The organism is Streptomyces sp. NPDC048671 (assembly GCF_055587045.1).
On the sequence record NZ_JBVJHB010000002.1, the window covers coordinates 419,181 to 438,408 of the forward strand.

General features: G+C 70.8%; 12 protein-coding genes. 7 read left to right on the forward strand and 5 right to left on the reverse strand.

The genetic code is table 11. The features are described 5' to 3' along the window. Positions 1-70 precede the first annotated feature (70 nt). Together ACZ6S6_RS06325 and ACZ6S6_RS06330 are read right to left on the reverse strand one after the other, a co-directional pair. The gene (locus tag ACZ6S6_RS06325; protein ID WP_469704162.1) at positions 71-1,258 is read right to left on the reverse strand and encodes a GDSL-type esterase/lipase family protein; all 1,188 of its coding nucleotides are present in this window, start codon (positions 1,256-1,258) and stop codon (positions 71-73) included. 92 nt (positions 1,259-1,350) lie between these two features. Next, on the reverse strand, positions 1,351-1,920 hold the full coding sequence (locus tag ACZ6S6_RS06330; protein WP_362954528.1) for a TetR/AcrR family transcriptional regulator: 570 nt from the start codon (positions 1,918-1,920) through the stop codon (positions 1,351-1,353). 233 nt (positions 1,921-2,153) lie between these two features. Between ACZ6S6_RS06330 and ACZ6S6_RS06335 the strand changes: the two genes are divergently transcribed. Continuing rightward, entirely contained in the window at positions 2,154-2,690 is a 537-nt protein-coding gene (locus tag ACZ6S6_RS06335; RefSeq protein WP_469704163.1) for a DUF4232 domain-containing protein, read from the forward strand. 73 nt (positions 2,691-2,763) lie between these two features. On the opposite strand, the gene yicI is transcribed toward ACZ6S6_RS06335, so the two are convergent. Next, complete coding sequence (gene yicI / locus ACZ6S6_RS06340; protein ID WP_469704164.1) at positions 2,764-5,043, reverse strand: alpha-xylosidase; 2,280 nt, start codon at positions 5,041-5,043, stop codon at positions 2,764-2,766. A gap of 61 nt (positions 5,044-5,104) precedes the next feature. Beyond that, positions 5,105-7,978 carry a glycoside hydrolase family 3 C-terminal domain-containing protein gene (locus ACZ6S6_RS06345; protein WP_469704165.1) on the reverse strand — a complete coding sequence of 958 codons (2,874 nt, stop codon included), beginning with the start codon at positions 7,976-7,978 and terminating at the stop codon, positions 5,105-5,107. 521 nt (positions 7,979-8,499) lie between these two features. Here ACZ6S6_RS06345 and ACZ6S6_RS06350 point away from each other — a divergent pair. The 6 genes from ACZ6S6_RS06350 to ACZ6S6_RS06375 all read left to right on the forward strand — a co-directional run bounded on the left by ACZ6S6_RS06350 (position 8,500) and on the right by ACZ6S6_RS06375 (position 17,531). Continuing rightward, a complete protein-coding gene (locus tag ACZ6S6_RS06350) occupies positions 8,500-10,107 on the forward strand; it encodes an extracellular solute-binding protein (protein ID WP_362954530.1) in 1,608 nt (535 codons plus the stop codon). Positions 10,108-10,207: 100 nt separating this feature from the next. Beyond that, positions 10,208-11,371, forward strand: coding sequence for an ABC transporter permease (locus tag ACZ6S6_RS06355; RefSeq protein ID WP_469704166.1), 1,164 nt, complete (start codon positions 10,208-10,210; stop codon positions 11,369-11,371). Then, on the forward strand, positions 11,368-12,339 hold the full coding sequence (locus ACZ6S6_RS06360; RefSeq protein ID WP_362954245.1) for a carbohydrate ABC transporter permease: 972 nt from the start codon (positions 11,368-11,370) through the stop codon (positions 12,337-12,339). Before ACZ6S6_RS06355 ends, ACZ6S6_RS06360 begins: the two co-directional genes overlap by 4 nt. A 211-nt stretch (positions 12,340-12,550) precedes the next feature. Beyond that, entirely contained in the window at positions 12,551-14,527 is a 1,977-nt protein-coding gene (locus ACZ6S6_RS06365) for a beta-galactosidase (protein WP_469704167.1), read from the forward strand. After that, positions 14,524-16,776: a glycosyl hydrolase family 95 catalytic domain-containing protein gene (locus ACZ6S6_RS06370; protein WP_469704168.1), complete on the forward strand. Its 2,253-nt coding sequence runs from the start codon at positions 14,524-14,526 to the stop codon at positions 16,774-16,776. The genes ACZ6S6_RS06365 and ACZ6S6_RS06370 overlap by 4 nt, the downstream gene beginning before the upstream one ends. Positions 16,777-16,817: 41 nt before the next feature. Continuing rightward, the gene (locus ACZ6S6_RS06375) at positions 16,818-17,531 is read left to right on the forward strand and encodes a GH12 family glycosyl hydrolase domain-containing protein (protein ID WP_362954250.1); all 714 of its coding nucleotides are present in this window, start codon (positions 16,818-16,820) and stop codon (positions 17,529-17,531) included. A 64-nt stretch (positions 17,532-17,595) separates the two neighbouring features. On the opposite strand, the gene ACZ6S6_RS06380 is transcribed toward ACZ6S6_RS06375, so the two are convergent. Next, positions 17,596-18,603 (reverse strand): LacI family DNA-binding transcriptional regulator, encoded by a 1,008-nt coding sequence (locus ACZ6S6_RS06380; protein ID WP_362954252.1) that lies wholly within the window; start codon positions 18,601-18,603, stop codon positions 17,596-17,598. Positions 18,604-19,228: the final 625 nt, after the last annotated feature.

The following is a 19,228-nucleotide window of genomic DNA, read 5'->3' on the forward strand; positions in this document are numbered from 1 at the left end:
GCTCCGGGTGCGCTGGGACGGGTTGCCCATGATGCCGGTTGCCCGTCCGGCCGGGAAAGCGGCCGTCCGGTCAGGAGGCGCGGTCGGCGGTGAACGGGCCGCCGGGCGCGAAGGCGAGCGCGGCGAAGCGGTCGCCCATGCGGCGATGGGTGGCCGCGTCCGGGTGGAGCTGGTCCGGCAGCGGCAGTTCGGCGAAGTCCTGCCGGCCGTACAGGCCGCGTCCGTCGAGGTAGTACAGGTTCGGGTCGTCGGCCGACCGCTGCTCGACGAGGCTGCTCAGGGCCTCCCGGATGATGTTGAGTGTCAGCTTTCCGGCGGCCCGTTCCGCGGGGTCGCCCGCGGCCTTGAACTGGAGCCTTCCTTCACCGAGGTTGCTGAAGTCCGGGGCGCTCGGACCCGGGGTGTCCTCATGGATGGGGCACAGGACGGGCGAGACGACCAGCAGCGGCGCGGTGGGGTGCCCCTCGCGGACGGTGTCGAGGAAGCCGTGCACCGCCGGGGTGAAGGCCCGCAGTCGCATCAGGTCGGTGTTGACGAGGTTGATGCCGATCTTGACGCTGATCAGGTCCGCGGGGGTGTCGCGCATCGCACGGGCGATGAACGGGTCGAGCAGGGCGCTGCCGCCCAGGCCCAGGTTGATCAGCTCCACCCCGCCGAGCGAGGCGGCGAGGGCGGGCCAGGTGGTGGTCGGGCTCGCCGCGTCGGAACCGTGGCTGATCGAACTGCCGTGGTGCAGCCACACCTTGCGGCCCCGGTCGGGTGCCGGCTCGACCGGGGCGTCGGTACGCAGGGCGACGAGTTCGGTGGTCTCGTTGTACGGCAGCCAGATCTCGACGTCCTTGACGCCTTCGGGCAGCCCGGCGAACCGTACGGTGCCGACCGGGCCGGGCCGGGTCTCCGCGGTCCCGGCCGTCATGTCGACCAGGAGGACGTTGCCGCCGGTCACGCTCTCCTGCCCCGCGAGGCGGCCGTCGACGAGCAGGTCGTACACGCCGTCCGGGCGGGGCGGCGCGCCCTGGTAGGCGGTCTTGGTACGGAGCGCGTCCAGCTCGATCGCGGTGGCCCCGGTACGGAACACCAGCCGTACGCCGGAGGGCTGGGCCTCCGCCATGGCCAGCTGCCCGTCGGCGCACTGCGCGCGGGCACGGGCGGGCAGCCGGTGCGGGCGCACCCCGTGCTCGGTCTGCTCCAGGTCCAGCGCCCCGCGCAGGAGTTCGGCGGTGATCGGCGTGGTGATCCAGTCGGTTTCAGTCTGCATGTCTCTACCTGATGTCTCTACCTGTTGCTCAGAACGTCGAGGTGTTCGGTCTCGCCGGGGGGCGGCCACCGCCGGCCGGTACGGGACTGCGGTCAGGGCGCGGGCCAGTTCCGCAGCAGCGCGTCGAGGGCGTCCAGGGACCGTGACCAGCTCTCCTGCGAGTCGGGGGCGCTGTGGCTGAATCCGCCCTGCATCTCCAGGCTGACGTAGCCGTGGAAGAAGCCGCCCAGCAGCCGGACGGCGTGCGTCTGGTCGGGCTCGGTCAGGTCGTAGCCCCGCAGGATGGCCCGGGTCATCTGCGCGTGCCTGCCGCCGGCACTGACGGCTGCCGCCTCCGGGTCGAGCCTCAGCTGGGCCGCGGCGTAACGGCCGGGGTGCTCGCGGGCGTAGTCGCGGTAGACGTCCGCGAAAGCCCTGAGGGCGTCCTTGCCCGCCCGCCCGGCCAGTGCGGCGGCGCCCCTGTCGGCGAGCTCCTCCAGGGCGAGCAGGGCGATTCTGGTCTTGAGGTCGTGGGAGTTCTTCAGATGCGAGTACAGGCTCGCGACCTTGACGTCGAACCTCCGGGCGAGCGCCGAAACGGTCACCTGGTCGAAGCCGACCTGGTCGGCCAGCTCCGCTCCGGCCTGCGCCAGACGTTCAGCGGTCAGCCCCGCGCGCACCATGGTCTTCCCTTCACTAGGCATCAACCATTATGCAGATTCCTAATACCTTTAGGCAAATAGGCGAGTCGCATTCGTTCGGGGACGTCGGGGGGCGGGTCGACAGATATTGAACCGATATGCCCGATCTATCGCCAGGAACGTGCCATCCCGTTCAGAATGTCCCTGTCGGCCGTACCGGCCGCCGGGGCCCTCCGGCCACGACCGCAGGCTGTCGATCCAAGGGGAGAAACATCATGCGTATGTCCTCCGCTCTCACCGCCGCCCTCACCGCGACAGCCGCCGTGGCCCTGACGGCCACCGGCGCGTCCGCCGCCCCGGGGGCCGCCTCAGCCGGTACCGCGGCCCGTCCGGGCGTCTGCCAGGAGAAGGCCCTCGGCGTCACCGCCTCGCCCGGCGGGCAGCGGAACGCGGCGCGGATCACCGTCACCAACCGGGGCGGCAGCGCCTGTGTGGTGGACCGGATCCCGACCGTCACCTTCCGGGGGCTGGACGGCTCGGCCGAGCCAGTGCCGCCGGCCACGAGTGGTTCGTACGTGCTGTCGCCGGGCGAGCGCGGGTACGCCGCCGTGCGCACGGCGGCGCCGGGTACCACCGAGGGGCATGTCGTCCGCACCCTGTCCGTGGCGGCGGACCCCTCGCACCACGGCGTCACGTTCGGGGCCGCGGCGGTGGGCATGGACCGCGGAATCCGGGTGTGGGAGCCGGTCACCACCCTGTGGCACACCTCCCGCGCCGCGGCCGACCGGGCCCTGGCCGACGCGACACGCTGAGCGCAGCGCGGTGCGGGCGGTGCGGGCGGTGCGGTGCGGGGGTGCGACGACGACCACCCCCGCCCCGCCCCTCTCAGGCGTCCCGCACCGTCACCGTGCCCGTCCCCTCCCCCGTGGCTCCCGTCGCCTCGGCGACCACGCGGAAGGGCCGGTCGGTGCCCTCGGCAGTGATACTCAGGGCTTCCCCGTCCCGTACGACCCGGAACGTGGCGGCGGTCGCGCCCGTCAGGTCCGGCACCGTGACCAGGGTGTCGCCGGCGGTGGCCGCCGGACCGAAGGCCCGCAGGGTGAGCCCGTCCAGCCAGTCGGCGTCCGGGCGCTGGTCGTCGGCGCCCCAGGGGAGCACCGCTCCGGGCCGCACCAGGATCGGCAGGCTGTCGAAGCCATGGGTCTCGTGGCGCCAGACCGGCCCGGTGACGGTCTCGCCGGTCAGGAGTGACGTCCAGGTGCCCTCGGGAACGTAGTACTCGACCTGCCCGTCCTCCGTGAAGACCGGTGCGACCAGCAGATCCGGTCCGAGCATGTACTGGCGGTCCAGCATCCGGGTCGTCGGATCGCCCGGGAACTCCAGCAGCATGGGGCGCATCATCGGGACGCCCGTCCGGTGGGCGGTGGCAGCGGCCCCGTACAGGTACGGCATCAGCCGGTGCTTGAGCAGGGTGAACTTCCGGGTGACGTCCACCGCCTCCTCGCCGAACGCCCACGGCACCCGGTACGACACGTTGCCGTGCAGCCTGCTGTGGGTGGACATCAGGCCGAAGGCGAGCCAGCGTTTGAAGACCGCGGGGTCGGGGGTGCCCTCGAAGCCGCCGATGTCGTGGCTCCAGAATCCGAAACCGGACAGGCTCAGCGAGAGGCCGCCGCGCAGCGACTCGGCCATCGCGGTGAAGGAGGCGAAGCAGTCACCGCCCCAGTGCACCGGGAACTGCTGGCCGCCGGCGGTAGCCGAGCGGGCGAAGAGCACCGCCTCGCCGCGTCCGCGCTCCTTCTCCAGGAGCTCGAAGACCGTGCGGTTGTATATCTGCGCGTAGTAGTTGTGCATCCGCTCCGGGTCGGAGCCGTCGTGCCACACCACGTCGGTGGGCACGCGCTCGCCGAAGTCCGTCTTGAAGCAGTCGACGCCCTGGTCGAGCAGGACCCGGAGCTTGCTGCTGTACCACTCGCGCGCGGCCGGGTCGGTGAAGTCGACCAGGGCCATGCCGGGCTGCCACAGGTCCCACTGCCAGACGTCACCGTTGGGCCTGCGCACCAGGTAGCCGCGCTCCGCCGCCTCCGCGAACAGTGCGGACTTCTGGGCGATGTACGGGTTGATCCACATGCTGATCCGCAGTCCGCGCGCCTTGAGCCGGGCCAGCATCCCTTCGGGATCGGGGAAGACGTCCGGGTCCCAGAGGAAGTCCGACCACTGGTACTCGCGCATCCAGAAGCAGTCGAAGTGGAAGACGGAGAGCGGGATTTCACGTTTCGCCATGCCGTCGACGAACGAGGTGACGGTCTCCTCGTCGTAGGAGGTGCAGAACGATGTGGTCAGCCAGAGGCCGAAGGACCAGGCCGGGGGCAGCGCGGGGCGGCCGGTGAGGGCGGTGTAGCGGGCCAGCACCTCCTTGGGGGTCGGCCCGGCGACGATGTAGTACTCCAGCGACTGGTCCTCGACGCTGAACTGCACCTGGCCGACCGACTCCGAGCCGATCTCGAAGGAGACCCTGCCGGGGTGGTTGACGAAGACGCCGTAGCCGCGGGACGAGAGGTAGAACGGGATGTTCTTGTAGGCCAGTTCGCTGCTCGTACCGCCGTCGGCCTGCCAGATGTCGACGCTCTGGCCGTTCTTCACGTACGGGGTGAAGCGCTCGCCGAGACCGTAGACGTTCTCGCCGATGTCCAGGGCGAGTTGGGCGACCATGTGGTGGGTGCCGTCCGGGGCGGTGGCGAACGCGGTGCCTTTGGTGCCGACGCCGGTGAGACGGCGGCCGTCGGCGTCGCGGAAGCTTAGGCCCCACGGCCCGTCGCCGTCCATGCGCAGGGTGAGCGGTCCGCTGGTCAGCTCGGTGACGGCGCCCTCCCGCCGGGTCCGGGCCCCGGCGGCTGCCTGATCCTGGCCGGGGAGGGCGAAGTCGGGTCCGCGGTTGACCGCCCCGGCGTGGTGGGTGGCGCGCACGCCGATGATGCCCTCGGCCGGGGAGAAGCATTCGACGGTGATCAGGGGGGTGTTGAGGGTGTCGCCGCGTTCGGCGACGGGTTTGACCGCCGCGTAGGCGGTGAACCGGTCGGCGCTGACGCGCAGATCGCGGATCTCGGTCGCGTAGCAGGCGCGTACGCCCTCACGCATGAGCCAGAAGCCGTCGGTGAACTTCATGAGGACTCCTTGCCGGGGGCAACTGGGCTGGCCGGTACGGGGGTTCGCGGGGCGGACCGGTTCATTCGGTGTCCCCGGTGAAGGTGATCCGGGCGAGACGGACGGTGCCGTCCAGGGTGACGCGCAGGTCGTGGACGCCGGAGGCGGCGAGGGCGGCCTGCTGGGTGCGGTAGTCGTACGGTCCGCCGGTGGGGGCCACCGGGACGGTGACCGTGGTGCCGGCGACGGTGATGCGGACGGCCCCCTCCCCCGACGCCGACACCAGGGCCCCTCGCACTCCGGATCCGAAGTCGCAGCGGCGGTAGAGGAGTTCGTTGCGCTCGGCGACGGCGGTGACGGCGTCGCCGTCCGTCTTCGTCCGGTCGGTGATCTCGGTGGCCAGCTGCTCGTCGTAGTCGGCCGCCTCCAGACCGCGCGCCAGGACCGGCCGGGGTCCGGCCGGTTCGCCCGCCACGGTGACGACGGCGACCATCCGGATGTCGGTACTGGAGGCGCCGGCCTGGATCTCGTACGCGCCCGGCTCGACGGTCCAGCGGCCGTGCGCCACGTCCCAGTGGCCCAGCTCGGCGACCGGGACCGTGAGGTCGACGCGCTGCCCGGCGCCGGGTGCCAGGTGCAGCCTGCGGTGGGCGGCCAGTTGGCGCAGCGGCCGCACGACGGACGGCGCGATGGCCCGTACGTACAGCTGGGCGACCTCGTCGGCGGCGACGGCGCCGGTGTTGGTGACGGTCAGCGACACCCGCAGGAGTTCGCCCTCGCGCTCGGCGGTCAGGGAGCTGTAGGTGAAGTCGCTGTACGAGAGGCCGTGGCCGAACGGGTAGAGCGGCGTGCCCTCGTAGTAGAGGTAGGTCTGGCGGGAGCCGATGATGTCGTAGTCCAGCAGGCCGGGCAGTTCCGCGTCGGAGGCGTACCAGGTCTGCGGCAGTCGGCCGGCCGGGGAGACGTCGCCGGCCAGGACCCGGGCGAGCGCCGTTCCGGCGGCCTGCCCGCCGTGCGCGGTCCACAGGAGCGCGGGGAGCGTGGCCGCCGCGTCGGTGAGGGCGTACGGGTAGGCGGAGGTGACCGCGAGAGCGGTGCGCGGGTTGGCGGCGTGGGCGGCGCGCCAGAGGCGTTCCTGCTGGGCGGGCAGGTCGAGGGTGGTGCGGTCCTCGGTCTCGCGCCCGTTGATGTGGGCGTCGTTGCCGACCACGACGATCACGGTGTCGGCCGCCGCGGCGGCGCGGGCCACGGCGTCCTCTCCGCGTTCGGTCACCTCGATCCCGAAGACCGTCGCGACGGGGTCCGCGGGTCCGGAAATTTCTTCGCCGGGGGCGGCAACCTTTACGCCGTCGGCGGCGACAGAGACATACCTACCCGTTGCGACGTGCAGAAGGCGGTGACCGCCCGCATGACCCGCCACCGCCTCCAGGCGGAACGTCTCCTGGACGATCCAGCCGCCGGGCTCGTCCGCGGAGGCGCGTACGTAGCCGTCCTCGGCCACCGACAGGTAGCGGCCGTCCGGCTCCCGCAGGGTGATCACACCGTTGCCCCAGTCCACGAGCGCCAGCTCGGTCGGGGTGTCGCCGCAGGTCAGCGGGGGCAGGTCGGTGCGGCCCGCGAGGAGCGCCGGGTCGAGGGCGCCCTCCGCGCCGCGTACCGGTTCCTGGCCGGTATCGGCGGCCGGCACCTGGAGCCAGCCGTCCGCGCACTTCAGCCGGACCAGGTCGGCGCCCTCCGTGAACACGATGTGCTCGGCGCCGAAGCGTTCCCGGAGCCCGTCGAGCGGGGTGGAGCGGTGGATCAGCGTGCCGCTGTACCAGTCGAGCTTGCAGGCGTCCGCGAGCAGCCCGACGACCGCGAGGGTCTTCCCGGCGTCGGGGTCCAGCGGCAGCAGCCCGTCGTTCTTGAGCAGGACGACGGCCTGCTCGGCGGCCTCCTGGGCGAGCGCCCGGTGGCCGGCCGTGTCGAAGTCGGCGGCATCCGCGTACGGGTCGAGGCCGGGGTCGAACTCGCCGAGCGAGAAGCGAAGTTCGAGCAGCCTGCGGACGGCGGTGTCGATGTCGTGCTCGTCGAGCAGTCCGCGTTCCAGGGCTCCTCGGATGCGGCCGGTCATGACGGCGGAGTCCTGGCCGTGGTCGGTGAAGCTGTCGACGCCGGCCCGCAGGGAGGCGGCCGTCGCCTCCTCGTGGGTGTCGAAGTAGTGCTCGGAGTCGACGAGGTTGGACGGGGCGCCCGCGTCGGAGCAGACCACCAGCGAGTGGTCGGTCCAGCCGCGCAACTGCTGGGACAGGAGCGGCGAGACGTGGTTGGGGCGGCCGTTGACCAGGTTGTACGCGGGCATGACCCCGGCCACCGCGCCTGCCCGGACGGCGCCGCGGAAGGCCTTGAGGTCGTACTCGTGCAGGACCCGCGGGCGGACCGAGGAGGAGGCGGTGTCGCGGTCGGTCTCGTTGTTGTGGGCGAGCCAGTGCTTGAGGACCGGGGCGGTCCGCCAGTAGTGCGGATGGTCGCCGCGCAGCCCCCGGGTGTACGCGACGGCGATGGCGGAGGTGAGGGCGGCGTCCTCGGAGTACCCCTCCTCGCCGCGCCCCCACAGCGGGTTGCGCAGCAGATTCACTGTCGGGGCCCAGACGTTGAGCCCGACCCGGTCGTCCTCGGCCCGCTTGGCCCTGACCTCGTTGCCGACCGCCTCGCCGACCCGGCGCACCAGTTCGTCGTTCCAGGTGGCCCCGAGCCCGACCGCCTGCGGGAAGACCGTCGCCGGTCCCATCCAGGCGACGCCGTGCAGGGCCTCCTGGCCGGTCCTGAAGGCACCGAGCCCGAGCCGGTCGACCGCCGGGGCGAACTGGTGCAGCATCGCGATCCGCTCGTCGAGCGTGAGGCGCTGAAGCAGATCGTCGATGCGCTGGGCGAAGGGCAGCCGCGGGTCGCGGAAGGGCTGCGGTTGTTCCGTCACGTGCGGGTCCCCTTGGAGAGGTGGGAGGTTTCCGGTGCCAGGACCTCGTGTGAGCCTCCGAGGAGTCCCAGAAGATCGTTCGAAGCGCTTCGATGCTCCGTGGCCGACCCCGCCAGTGTCAAGACCTCCCTCCTCGACCTCCGTACATGACGGCTCCCGTTGAGCCAGGAAACGGTTAGGAAACAGGTCGGAGGAATCTGGAAACGGACTCTTGTGCGACCGGAACCCTTCACTTAACCTCGCTGCAACATCGAAGCGCTTCGACAGAGCTTCGAAGGGGCGCCCGGCGCCCCGGACTTCCCGGGACGGCGGCAAGTTCTGCCGCCTCCCTGTTGAACCGCTTCACCTGCGGCCGGTCACGCCGGCCCAGTCAGCAACGCTCCACCTCAGACACAGGAACCGAACGGCGGTCACCCGCCACGTGTCGTCCTGGTGCGCCTCGAAGGGTTGACGCAATGACGCCGAATTCCTCCCCCTCCTCCACGGCTCCGAGCCGGAGAAGCTTCCTCGCCACCGGCGCGGTGGCCGCTGTCGCCGTGGCCGGCGGGGTACCGCTGCTCGCCGCGTGCGGCGGTTCCGGTTCCGGTTCCGGGGCCAAGGAGGGCACGACAACGGGCAAGGCGCTCAAGAAGGTTGTACCGAAGTACGCCCCGCTGAACCTGGTCGAGCCGGATGTCGCGAGCGTCAACGGTTCGAGCCCCGGCTTCACCAAGCTGCCGGACCCGCTGGTCACCTCGGTGAAGTCGGTTCCGGGCAAGGGCTCGAAGTTCCGCGTCATGACCCCGCTGTGGGGCACCGTCCCGAAGAAGAGCAACCCGTACTACACGGCGGTGAACGAGGCGGTCGGCGCCACACTGAACTTCGACCCGCAGGACGGCAACACCTACCAGGACAAGATCGGCGCGGTGCTCGCCGGCTCGGACATCCCCGATGTCATGACGATCCCCGGCTGGAACATGCAGGGGCAGATCCGCAACGCGATCACCGCCAAGTTCGCCGACCTGAGCCCGTTTCTGGCGGGCGACGCGGTCACGAAGTACCCGAACCTGGCGAACATCCCGACGGGCGCCTGGCAGTACTCCGTCTTCGGCGGCAAGCTGCGCGGGCTGCCCATGCCGACGCCGGTCATCGGCAACGCGATCTTCTACCGCAAGGACCTGATCGGCTCCGGCGCGGTCCCGGCGAGCGCGGACGACCTGCTGGCGTTCGGCAAGGAGTACACCGCCCCGAGAAAGAAGGTCTGGGCGTTCGACGACCTGTGGACCTGCATCCAGAAGATCTACGGCCTGCTGCCCGACGCGCCGCACTACTGGCAGCTGGAGAACGGCAAGCTGGTCCACAAGATCGAGACGAAGGAGTACCGCGAGGCGCTCGCCTTCGCCCGCAAGCTCCATGACGGCGGATACGTCCACCCGGACGCCGAGGCCAACAAGGACGCCGACTCCAAGATCCGCTTCACCAGCGGACACGTGGTGATGTACAACGACGGCACCGGCGGCTGGAAGGGCATGGTCACCGAACAGGCCACCGCCAACGCCAAGTTCGACATGCAGGCGCTCGACTTCTTCAGCCACGACGGCGGAAAGCCCGTGCTGTGGCAGGACGACCCGGCGGGCATCTTCACCTTCCTCAGCAAGAAGCTCTCCAAGGCGCAGATCGAGGAGTTCCTCGCGATAGCCGACTACGCGGCCGCGCCGTTCGGCACCAAGGAGTTCATGCTCACCAACTACGGCGTGGAGGGCACCCACTACACGCTCAAGGACGGGGCGCCGACGTACACCCCGCAGGGTGTCGAGGAAGCCCAGCCCTCCACCTTCCTGTTCCTCGCCTCGCCCCCGACCTCCATCGCCTACCCGGACCAGCCGCAGCTGGCGAAGGACTACGCGGCCTGGATGGCGCGCCAGGCCCCGAACGTCAAGAAGCCGCTGTTCTTCGGCATGCAGATCGTCGAACCCCAGCGGTACGCCTCCCTGTACACGCCCTTCGACGACTTGCAGAAGGACATCCGCCGCGGCCGCAAGAAGGTCAGCGACGTCGACGACGCGGTGAGCACCTGGAAGAAGAGCGGCGGCGAGAAGCTGCGCGCCTGGTACCAGGACATTCTCGACAAGAACGGCTCCGGCAACTGACGCGTACGACGCGCACCGACCGTACGCAGGACAGCGAGAGGGCCGCCGGGCGCGGGAAGCCCGGCGGCCGGGGCGGAGAGCACGACATGGGGAGCACACGGTGAAGCCACGGGCCACGGTCCCGACCGACCCGGACCGCACCGCCGACGGGGCCGGCGCCCCGCCCGGTGGCAGCGGGAGCGGTGACGGTGACGGTGACGGCACGCACAGAAGCGGCGGACGGACGGGCAGGTCCCGCGCGATCGGCGCCCGCCGTTCCCGTACGGCGAGGAGCGGACCGGCCAGGAGTGGACCGGCGAAAGGCGGACCGGCGAAGGACAGGCCCGCGGGCTCTGGACCGCAGGCGGGCGGCATCACCTGGCGCCAGCGGCTGCGGCGCGACCGCACCCTGGTGCTGATGACCCTGCCGGCCATCGCCCTGCTGCTGATCTTCAACTACGTCCCGCTACTCGGGAACATCGTGGCCTTCCAGGACTACGACGTCTACGACCTGGGAATCACCGGCAGCCCCTTCGTCGGCTTCGACAACTTCACCCGGATCTTCGAGGACTACCGCTTCTGGGAAGTCCTCATCAACACCCTGGTCATCTTCGTCACCCAGCTCGTCCTCTTCTTCCCCATCCCGATCGCGATCGCACTGCTGCTCAACACGATCATGAGCGCACGGGTGCGGGCCTGGGTCCAGGCGGTCGTCTACCTCCCGCACTTCTTCTCCTGGGTGCTCGTCGTCACCGTGTTCCAGCAGATGTTCGGCGGCGCCGGACTGGTCGCCCAGTGGCTGCGCGACCACGGCCACGAGGGCTTCGACCTGATGACCAACCCGGGCTTCTTCAAGTTCCTGGTCTCCGCCCAGGCGGTGTGGAAGGACGCGGGCTGGGGCGTGATCGTCTTCCTCGCCGCGCTCGCCGCCGTCAACACCGATCTGTACGAGGCCGCGGCCGTGGACGGGGCGGGCCGCTGGCGCCGCATGTGGCATGTGACGCTGCCCGCGCTGCGCCCGGTCATCGCGCTGCTGCTCGTCCTGCGGGTGGGCAGTGCGCTCAACCTCGACTTCGAGCAGATCCTGCTCCAGCGCGACCAGGTCGGTGCGGGCGCATCGGAAATCCTCGACACCTACATCTGGTGGACGGGCATCAAGACCGGCGACTTCGGCTACGCGGCCGCCGCCGGAATCTTCAAGGGGCTGTTCAGCGTCGCCATGGTGCTGGGTGCCAACAAGGTCGCCCACATGCTGGGTGAGCAGGGGGTGTACTCCAAGAAATGACAACTCTCCTGGAACATGAGAAGGACCCGGCGCAGCCCGCACCCCGCGCGGAGACCCCGCTCCAGCGCGCCCTGCGCATGGAACCCCGCCCCGTGTGGGAGGAGGAGCCCACGAAGGCGGGTCTCGCCTTCAAGGGCGTCGGTCTCGTCGCGATCTGCGCGGTCGTGATCATCCCGATCTGGGTGGTGCTCGTCACCAGCCTCTCCGACACCAGGACGATCAACGAGGCGGGCGGTCTGGTCGTCTGGCCGAAGCACATCACCTTCATCGCCTACAAGGAGCTGCTCAGCGGGGGCGCGGTGACCCGCGCGGCCGCCGTGAGTGTGGGCCTCACCGTCGTCGGGACGGTGGTCAGCATGGTGGTCTCGGTCCTGTGCGCGTACGGGCTGAGCCGCCGCGACTCGTACGCCCACCGCCCGCTGCTGATGACCCTGATGGCGACGATGTTCTTCGGCGCCGGTCTCATCCCGACGTATCTGCTGGTCACGGGCATCGGGCTGAGCGACAGCTACTGGTCGATGATCCTGCCCAGCGCGATCAGCGTCTTCAACGTGCTGGTCCTGCGCGGCTTCTTCATGGACACCGCGCCCGAACTCATCGACGCGGCCCGGATCGACGGCGCCGGCGAGTGGCGCATCCTGCTTCAGATCATCATGCCGCTGTCGCGGGCGGTGATCGCCGTGATCTCGCTGTTCTACGCGGTCGGCTACTGGAGCCAGTGGTTCAACGCGATGCTCTACATCCAGGACAGCGACAAGTACCCGCTGCAGATGATCCTGCGTCAGCTCGTCCTCCAGCACCAGGTGCCCCCGGGCGCCATGGGCGCGGCGGTCAGCAGCGGGGCGATCAACAGCCTCGCCGTACAGATGGCGGTCATGATCCTCGCGCTGATCCCGGTCGCGGTGCTGTCGCCGTTCGTCCAGAAGCACTTCCAGAAGGGCATGCTCACGGGCGCCGTGAAGGGCTGACCCCCGGCCTGTTCCGCTCGACGTACGCGTGGCGGTGCCGCGCTCGGACGACGCGGGCGCCGGCTGGGTCCGGATCAACGACGACGCCCATCAGTGGGGGCTGGACCGGCGAAGTAGTCACCGATCCCCCCGCGTCCACGGCCGTGTCCACCCGGGCACCAACGGCCGCGGCATCCAGTACCCGGAACCCGAGTAAGGAACGAGAGACGCCATGCCGTCCCTGCGCGACGCGGCCCGTGGCCGCATCCTCTTCGGAGGCGACTACAACCCCGAGCAGTGGCCCGAGGAGGTGTGGGAGGACGACGCCCGGCTGATGAAGGAGGCCGGGGTCAACTCCGTCACTCTCGGCGTCTTCTCCTGGGCGAAGATCGAACCACGCCCCGGTGCGCGGGAGTTCGGCTGGCTGGACCGGCTGATGGACCTGATGCACGGACACGGCATCGGCGTCGTGCTCGCCACCCCGACCGCCTCCCCGCCGCCCTGGATGGGTGCGCGGCATCCCGAGACCCTGCCGCGCACGGAGGACGGTTCGATCGTCTGGTACGGATCGCGCCAGCAGTTCTGCGCGAGCTCCCCCGTCTACCGGCGCTACGCCGCCGCCCTCACCGAGGACCTCGCGGCGCGGTACGCGGACCACCCGGCGCTCACCGTGTGGCACATCAACAACGAGTACTGCACCCACTGCTGGTGCGACGAGACGGCCGCCCACTTCCGTCGCTGGCTGCGGAGTAGGTACGGCACGGTCGACGCGCTCAACGAGGCCTGGGGCACGGCGTTCTGGAGCCAGCGCTACGACTCCTGGACGGAGATCCTGCCGCCGCGCAAGGCGCAGTACATGAAGAACCCGGCGCAGGTGCTGGACTTCAAGCGGTTCACCTCCGACGCGCTGATGGAGTGTTACGTGGCCGAGCGCGACATCGTCGCCCGGCACACCCCGCACATCCCGGTGACGACCAACTTCATGCCGCTGTGGTCGGGGCAGGACGCCTGGGCCTGGTCGGCCCAGGAGGACATCGTCTCCGTCGACATCTATCCGGACCCCAGGGACCCGCGGGGCGGCCAGTACAACGCGATGATCGCCGACATGACGCGCTCGCAGGCCGGCGGGCCGTGGATGCTGATGGAGCAGGCCGCGGGTCCGGTCAACTGGCGGGGGGTCAACCACCCCAAGCCCGAGGGTCTGAACCGGCTCTGGTCGCTCCAGGCGGTGGCACGCGGCGCGGACGCCGTCTGCTACTTCCAGTGGCGCCAGTCGCGGCAGGGCTCGGAGAAGTTCCACTCCGGAATGCTCAGTCACGCCGGTGAACAGGGCCGCACCTTCCGGGAGATCAAGCGTATCGGGGCGGAACTGGCGTTGCTCGGCCCCGCCGTCGGCGGCAGCGAAGTCCGCGCCGATGTGGCGATCCTGCACGACTGGGACTCCTGGTGGGCGGGCGCCCAGGAGGGCAGGCCGTCCTCGCTGCTGGACTACCCGGAAGTCGTACAGCGCTGGCACCGGGCGCTGTGGGAGAACGGGTTCGCCACGGAGTTCGCCCGCCCCGAGGCCGATCTGAGCCGGTTCAAGGCGGTGGCCGTACCGCACCTGTATCTGCTCACCGACACCGCGATCGACAACCTCGTGGCGTATGTGCGCGGCGGCGGGAGGCTGGTCTGCGGCTTCTTCAGCGGGGTCGCGGACGTGGACGACCGGATCAGGCCGGGCGGAATGGACGCACGGCTGCGTGAGCTGTTCGGCATCAGGACGCTGCACGAGTGGTGGCCGCTCGACGCGGGCTCGGCCGTGGAGTGCGACGGCTTCCGGGGCGGGCTCTGGTCGGAGGAGCTGGAGGCGGAGGCGGGCACCGAGGTGGTGGCCGCCTACCGCGACGGTGAGCTGGCCGGGCTGCCCGCGGTGCTGCGCAGGGGCCGGGCCTGGTACGTGTCGACGCTGCCCGAACCGGATGCGCTGCGCGCGCTGCTGGGCGGGGTGGCACGGGAGGCCGGCGCGGAACCGGTGCTGGCGGGGCTGTCCGACGGTGTGGAGGCGGTCCGCCGCGGCGAACTGCTCTTCCTGCTCAACCACGGGCGGGCCGCGGTCACCGTGTCCGTGCCCGGCACCCAGGAGGACCTGCTGACCGGCAGGGCGGTTCACGGCCCCGTGGAGCTGGGCCGCCACGGCGTGGCCGTACTGAGAAGCGCGGCGCCGTGAGCGGCCGCACCCGGGCCGACGGCACCTGGGAACCGCGCCCCGCCGTCCGCTGGGAGGACGCCTTCCTCGGCGGCAACGGCCGGCACGGCGCCATGGTGTACGGGGATCCGGTCGACGACCGGGTCATCGTCAACCACCACGCACTGGTCCGGCCCAACGGCAGCGAGCACACCCGTCCGCCCGAGCTCGCGGACCGGCTGGACCGGCTGCGGGACTCCCTGCTGGCCGGGGACACCACGGCCGGTGAGCGGTTCGGGGCCGGCCGGCCGCTGGCCTGGGTGCAGCCCTTCCACCCGGCGTTCCAGACCCGGATCCGCCCCACCCCCGCCTCGGCGCCCGCCCCCGGTGACGACACGGCGCTCGCCGGCTACCGGCGCACGGTCGACTTCGCCACGGGTGAGATCACGGCCGTCTGCCAGGGCAGGCGCAGCCGGGTCTTCGTCTCCCGCGCGGACGACGTGATCGTGCAGTCCGTGTCCGGACCGGGGCTCGCGGTGGATCTGACCCTGGACCACGCCCTGCCGGGCGCCCCGCCCGGCCTGGCGATCGGCCGCAGCACCGTACTGACCCCGGACGGCGGCCGGCTGGCGCTGCGGGTGGGCTACCCGGACAGCGAACTCGCGTACACCGGGGTGAGCGTCGTACGGGCGGACGGCGGCAAGGTGTCGGTGTCGGGTGAGGGCATCCGCGTCGAGGGTGCGCGCGGTCTGCTGCTGCTCACGCGGGTGCGGCGCCATGCGGGCGGCCTCGATCTCGCGGCGGAGTGCGCCGCGCTGCCGGGGGACGACTACCCGGCGCTGCTCGCCCGGCACCTCCCGCTGCACCGGCCGGCCTTCGAACGGGCCTCCCTGACCCTGGACGCCGATCCGGCCGAACGCACTTTGCCCGGAAGCAAGTTGGTGCGCCTGCCGGGCAGTCCCGCACTGTTGGAGCGGCTGTTCGCGGCGGGGCGCTACCACCTTTTCTCGTCCTCCGGTGTGCTGCCTCCCCGGCTGACGGGTCTGTGGACGGGCGACTGGGACACCGCCTGGTCGGGGGCGTTCACCACCAACGCCAATCTCAACCTCCAGATCGCGTCGGCGGCGGCCGGCGCGCTGCCGGAGGTGTCCTTGGCCCATGCCGCCCTGGTGTACGGCCAGCTCGGCGACTGGCGGGACAACGCGCGGGCGATCTTCGGGGCGCGGGGGATCGTCGCCCCGTCCCACACCGACGGCGAGTCCGGTCACACCCGCCACTTCCAGCGCGCGTATCCGCTGCATCTGTGGACGGCGGGTGCGGACTGGCTCCTGGAGCCGCTGCTCGAACACGCCGAGGCCACGGGGGTGACGGACCCGCGACTGGTCGACGCCCTGGATGAGGCCGCCCTGTTCTACGAGGACTTCCTGACCCGCACCGCCCCGGACGGAACCGTCGCCGTGGTGCCCTCGTACTCGCCGGAGAACCGGCCCGCCAACGCGAGCTGGGTGACGGTCAACGCGACGATGGACCTCGCGGCCGCCCGTCACGCGCTGACCGTGTCCGCCGACCGCTCCCCCGCCCACCCGGCGTCCGCCCGCCGGCGCGCGCTGGCGGCCCGGCTCCCGAGGTTCTCCGTCAACAGGGACGGCGCGCTGGCCGAATGGGCGTGGCCGGGCCTGGAGGAGAATGACGACCACCGCCACCTCAGCCATCTCTACCCGGTGTGGCCACTGGACGCGATCAATCCGTACGACACCCCGGACCTGTCGGCCGCCGCGCATCGCGCGCTGGAGCTGCGCGGATCGGAGAACGACTCCGCCCACGGCCATCTGCACCACGCGCTGATCGCGGCGCGGCTGCGGGACGCCGTCCGGGCCTCCGCCGCGCTGGACGCCGTACTCGCGGGCGACTTCTTCCACGACTCCCTGATGAGCGCGCACTATCCGGGGCGCGACGTCTACAACGCCGACGCCGCCCACGCGCTGCCCGCGGCGGTGATCGAGTCGCTCGTCCAGTCGACACCGCGACGGCTGGTCCTGCTGCCCGCACCGCTCACCGGCTGCCCCAGTGGTGAACTGCGCGGCATACGTACCAGGTTCGGCGCGGGCCTGGATCTGCGCTGGTCCGCCGACGGCACCGCGACCGCGGTGCTGCACCCCACCCGTGACGCCCGTGTCGATGTCCGCACGGGAGACGGCAGCACACTCACCGATTCCGCCGCCGGATCCACCGCGGCTCCGCTGGAGCTGACGGCCGGCGTGGACCGCGTCCTGGAACTGGGGCCGCGGTAGCACTCCCCCCACCCCATCCCCCCACCATGGAAGGGACAACCATGGCAACACGCACCCGCACACTCAGCAGGTTCGTACTGGCCCCGGCAACGGCAGTGGCGGCTCTGATCGGCTTCGCCGCCGCCCCCGCCCAGGCCGCGATCTGGTCCTCCTCGGACCAGTGGGGCAACTACACCACCTCCGACGGATACACCCTGTACAACAACATCTGGGGTTCCGGCGCGGGTTCGCAGTCCATCTGGGCCAACTCGTCATCCAACTGGGGCGTTTCGGCCAATCACCCGAACACCGGCGGCATCAAGTCCTACCCGAACGCCAAGAAGGTCGTCGGCAAGTCCATCACCTCGCTGTCGTCGCTCACCAGCGACTACAACGTCACCGTCCCGTCGTCCGGTGCCTACAACACCTCGTACGACATCTGGGACACCGACTACGACTACGAGCTGATGCTCTGGGTCAACCACAACGGAGCCGTGGGCCCGCTCGGCACGTCGCAGGGGACGGTGACGCTCGGCGGCCACTCCTGGACCGTGTACAAGGGCGACAACGGGGCCAACCAGGTCTTCTCGTTCCTGCGCACCTCGGACTCCACCTCGGGCTCGGTGGACATCCTGCCCATCCTGAAGTGGATCAAGGACACCAAGGGCTGGTGGGGCGACGAGACCATCGGGGACGTCCAGTTCGGCTACGAGATCACCTCGTCCCAGGGCGGCCTGGACTTCACGACGAACGGATTCGGCGTCTCCGCGAGCTGAACCGTACGCACCAGGAGCCGGCCCCCGCGAGGGGGCCGGCTCGTGCGCGTACTGCCGTCCGGTGTCACATCGGGGCGGGGCCGGTACTCTCCCGTACCGTCAATTCCGGTGCCAGCAGCTCCACTTCGTCCGTGCCGCGGCCGGAGAGCTTGGCGACGACCTGTTCGACCGAGCGGCGCCCCATCTCCTGTGCGGGGATGGCCACCGAGGTCAGCCGCACCGACGCCTGGGCGGCCACCTGCTCGGGGCAGATCGCGACCACGGACACGTCCTCGGGCACGGCCCGTCCCTGCTGCCGCAGGAGATTGAGGAGCGGCTCCACCGCCGACTCGTTCTGCACGATGAACCCGGTGGTGCCGGGGCGCTCGTCGAATATCCGCGAGAGGGTCTGGGCCATCGCCGGATAGCCGCCCTCGCAGGGCCGGTGCAGGACCCGCACCCCGGTCTCCCGCGCCTTGGCCCGTACCCCGTCGACGGTCCGCTCGGCGAACCCGGTGTGCCGCTCGTAGACCGCGGCCGCCTCACCGATCACCGCGACCTCACGGTGCCCGAGACCGGCGAGGTGCTCCACGCAGAGCGCCCCGGTCGCCTCGAAGTCGAGGTCCACACAGGTGAGTCCGTCGGTGTCGGCGGGCAGTCCGATGAGCACGGCCGCCCGGTCGGTCTCGCGCAGCAGGGGCAGCCGTTCGTCGTGCAGTTCGACATCCATCAGGATCATGGCGTCGGCGAGCGAGCTGCCGGCGATCCGGCGTACCGCGGCGGGGCCCTCCTCACCGGTCAGCAGCAGGACGTCGTAACCATGGGTGCGGGCCGTGGTGGCGACCGCGATGGCGATCTCCATCATCACGGGGACGTACATGTCGGTACGCAACGGCACCATGAGCGCGATGATGTTCGACCGGCTGCTGGCGAGCGCCCGCGCACCCGCGTTGGGGTGGTAGCCGAGCTCCTTGATGCTCTGTTCCACCCGCTCCCGAGTGGGTACGGAGATGGACCGCTTCCCACTGAGGACGTAGCTCACCGTACTCGCGGAGACTCCGGCGTGCTGTGCGACCTCGGCAAGGGTGACCATTCAGCTCTCCATCACAGAACGACGTCCGACACCGGCACAGCACCGCACGCATACCGGCCTGCACCGGCAGTTTCGACCAGATGTGGCGAAGCGCTTCGACTCCCCATCATGTGGCTGCGACATGCACAGATGGTGCGAGCCTAGACCCGCACGCACAACGTGTCCATAGCGGAGTCGAAGCGCTTCGACTCTGCTGGTTCACGCCCTGGTCCGCGCCGCTGCCGGCCGTGGCGGCCGCCGTTCGGCTACCGCCACGATATGCCGGACAGCCTGCCCTGGACATCGGCGGGACCGGCGCGTCCGCGGTTCGGGAGGCCGCGGGGGTCCAGTCGCCCGGCCGGTCGGCGATCTCCTGCCCGGCCGTCTGCTCACCACGGCGCATATCCCGGTCGGTCCACTCCGGTCGGCCGCCCTCACCGGCTGACGCACACGCCTGGCACAGGTCACCGCGCGCCGCCCCCGCCCGGACGGGCACAGGAGGTGGCGACGGCGCCGCGACGCCGATGCCCGAGGCGCTCAGTTCTGCCGGGGCAGCGGTTCCGTCTCGAACCGGTCCAGGAAGGAATCGAAGGGCCGGGTCCCGCCGGCATAGATCACGAACTTCCAGCCCGACCCTGCGGAGCCC

Excerpts from the sequence above, each read along its gene's own strand:
- ACZ6S6_RS06325 (WP_469704162.1), bottom strand. The coding sequence starts at position 1,258 with ATGCAGACTGAAACCGACTGGATCACCACGCCGATCACCGCCGAACTC.
- ACZ6S6_RS06330 (WP_362954528.1), bottom strand. The coding sequence starts at position 1,920 with ATGGTGCGCGCGGGGCTGACCGCTGAACGTCTGGCGCAGGCCGGAGCG.
- ACZ6S6_RS06335 (WP_469704163.1), top strand. The coding sequence starts at position 2,154 with ATGCGTATGTCCTCCGCTCTCACCGCCGCCCTCACCGCGACAGCCGCC.
- yicI (WP_469704164.1), bottom strand. The coding sequence starts at position 5,043 with ATGAAGTTCACCGACGGCTTCTGGCTCATGCGTGAGGGCGTACGCGCC.
- ACZ6S6_RS06360 (WP_362954245.1), top strand. The coding sequence starts at position 11,368 with ATGACAACTCTCCTGGAACATGAGAAGGACCCGGCGCAGCCCGCACCC.
- ACZ6S6_RS06365 (WP_469704167.1), top strand. The coding sequence starts at position 12,551 with ATGCCGTCCCTGCGCGACGCGGCCCGTGGCCGCATCCTCTTCGGAGGC.
- ACZ6S6_RS06375 (WP_362954250.1), top strand. The coding sequence starts at position 16,818 with ATGGCAACACGCACCCGCACACTCAGCAGGTTCGTACTGGCCCCGGCA.
- ACZ6S6_RS06380 (WP_362954252.1), bottom strand. The coding sequence starts at position 18,603 with ATGGTCACCCTTGCCGAGGTCGCACAGCACGCCGGAGTCTCCGCGAGT.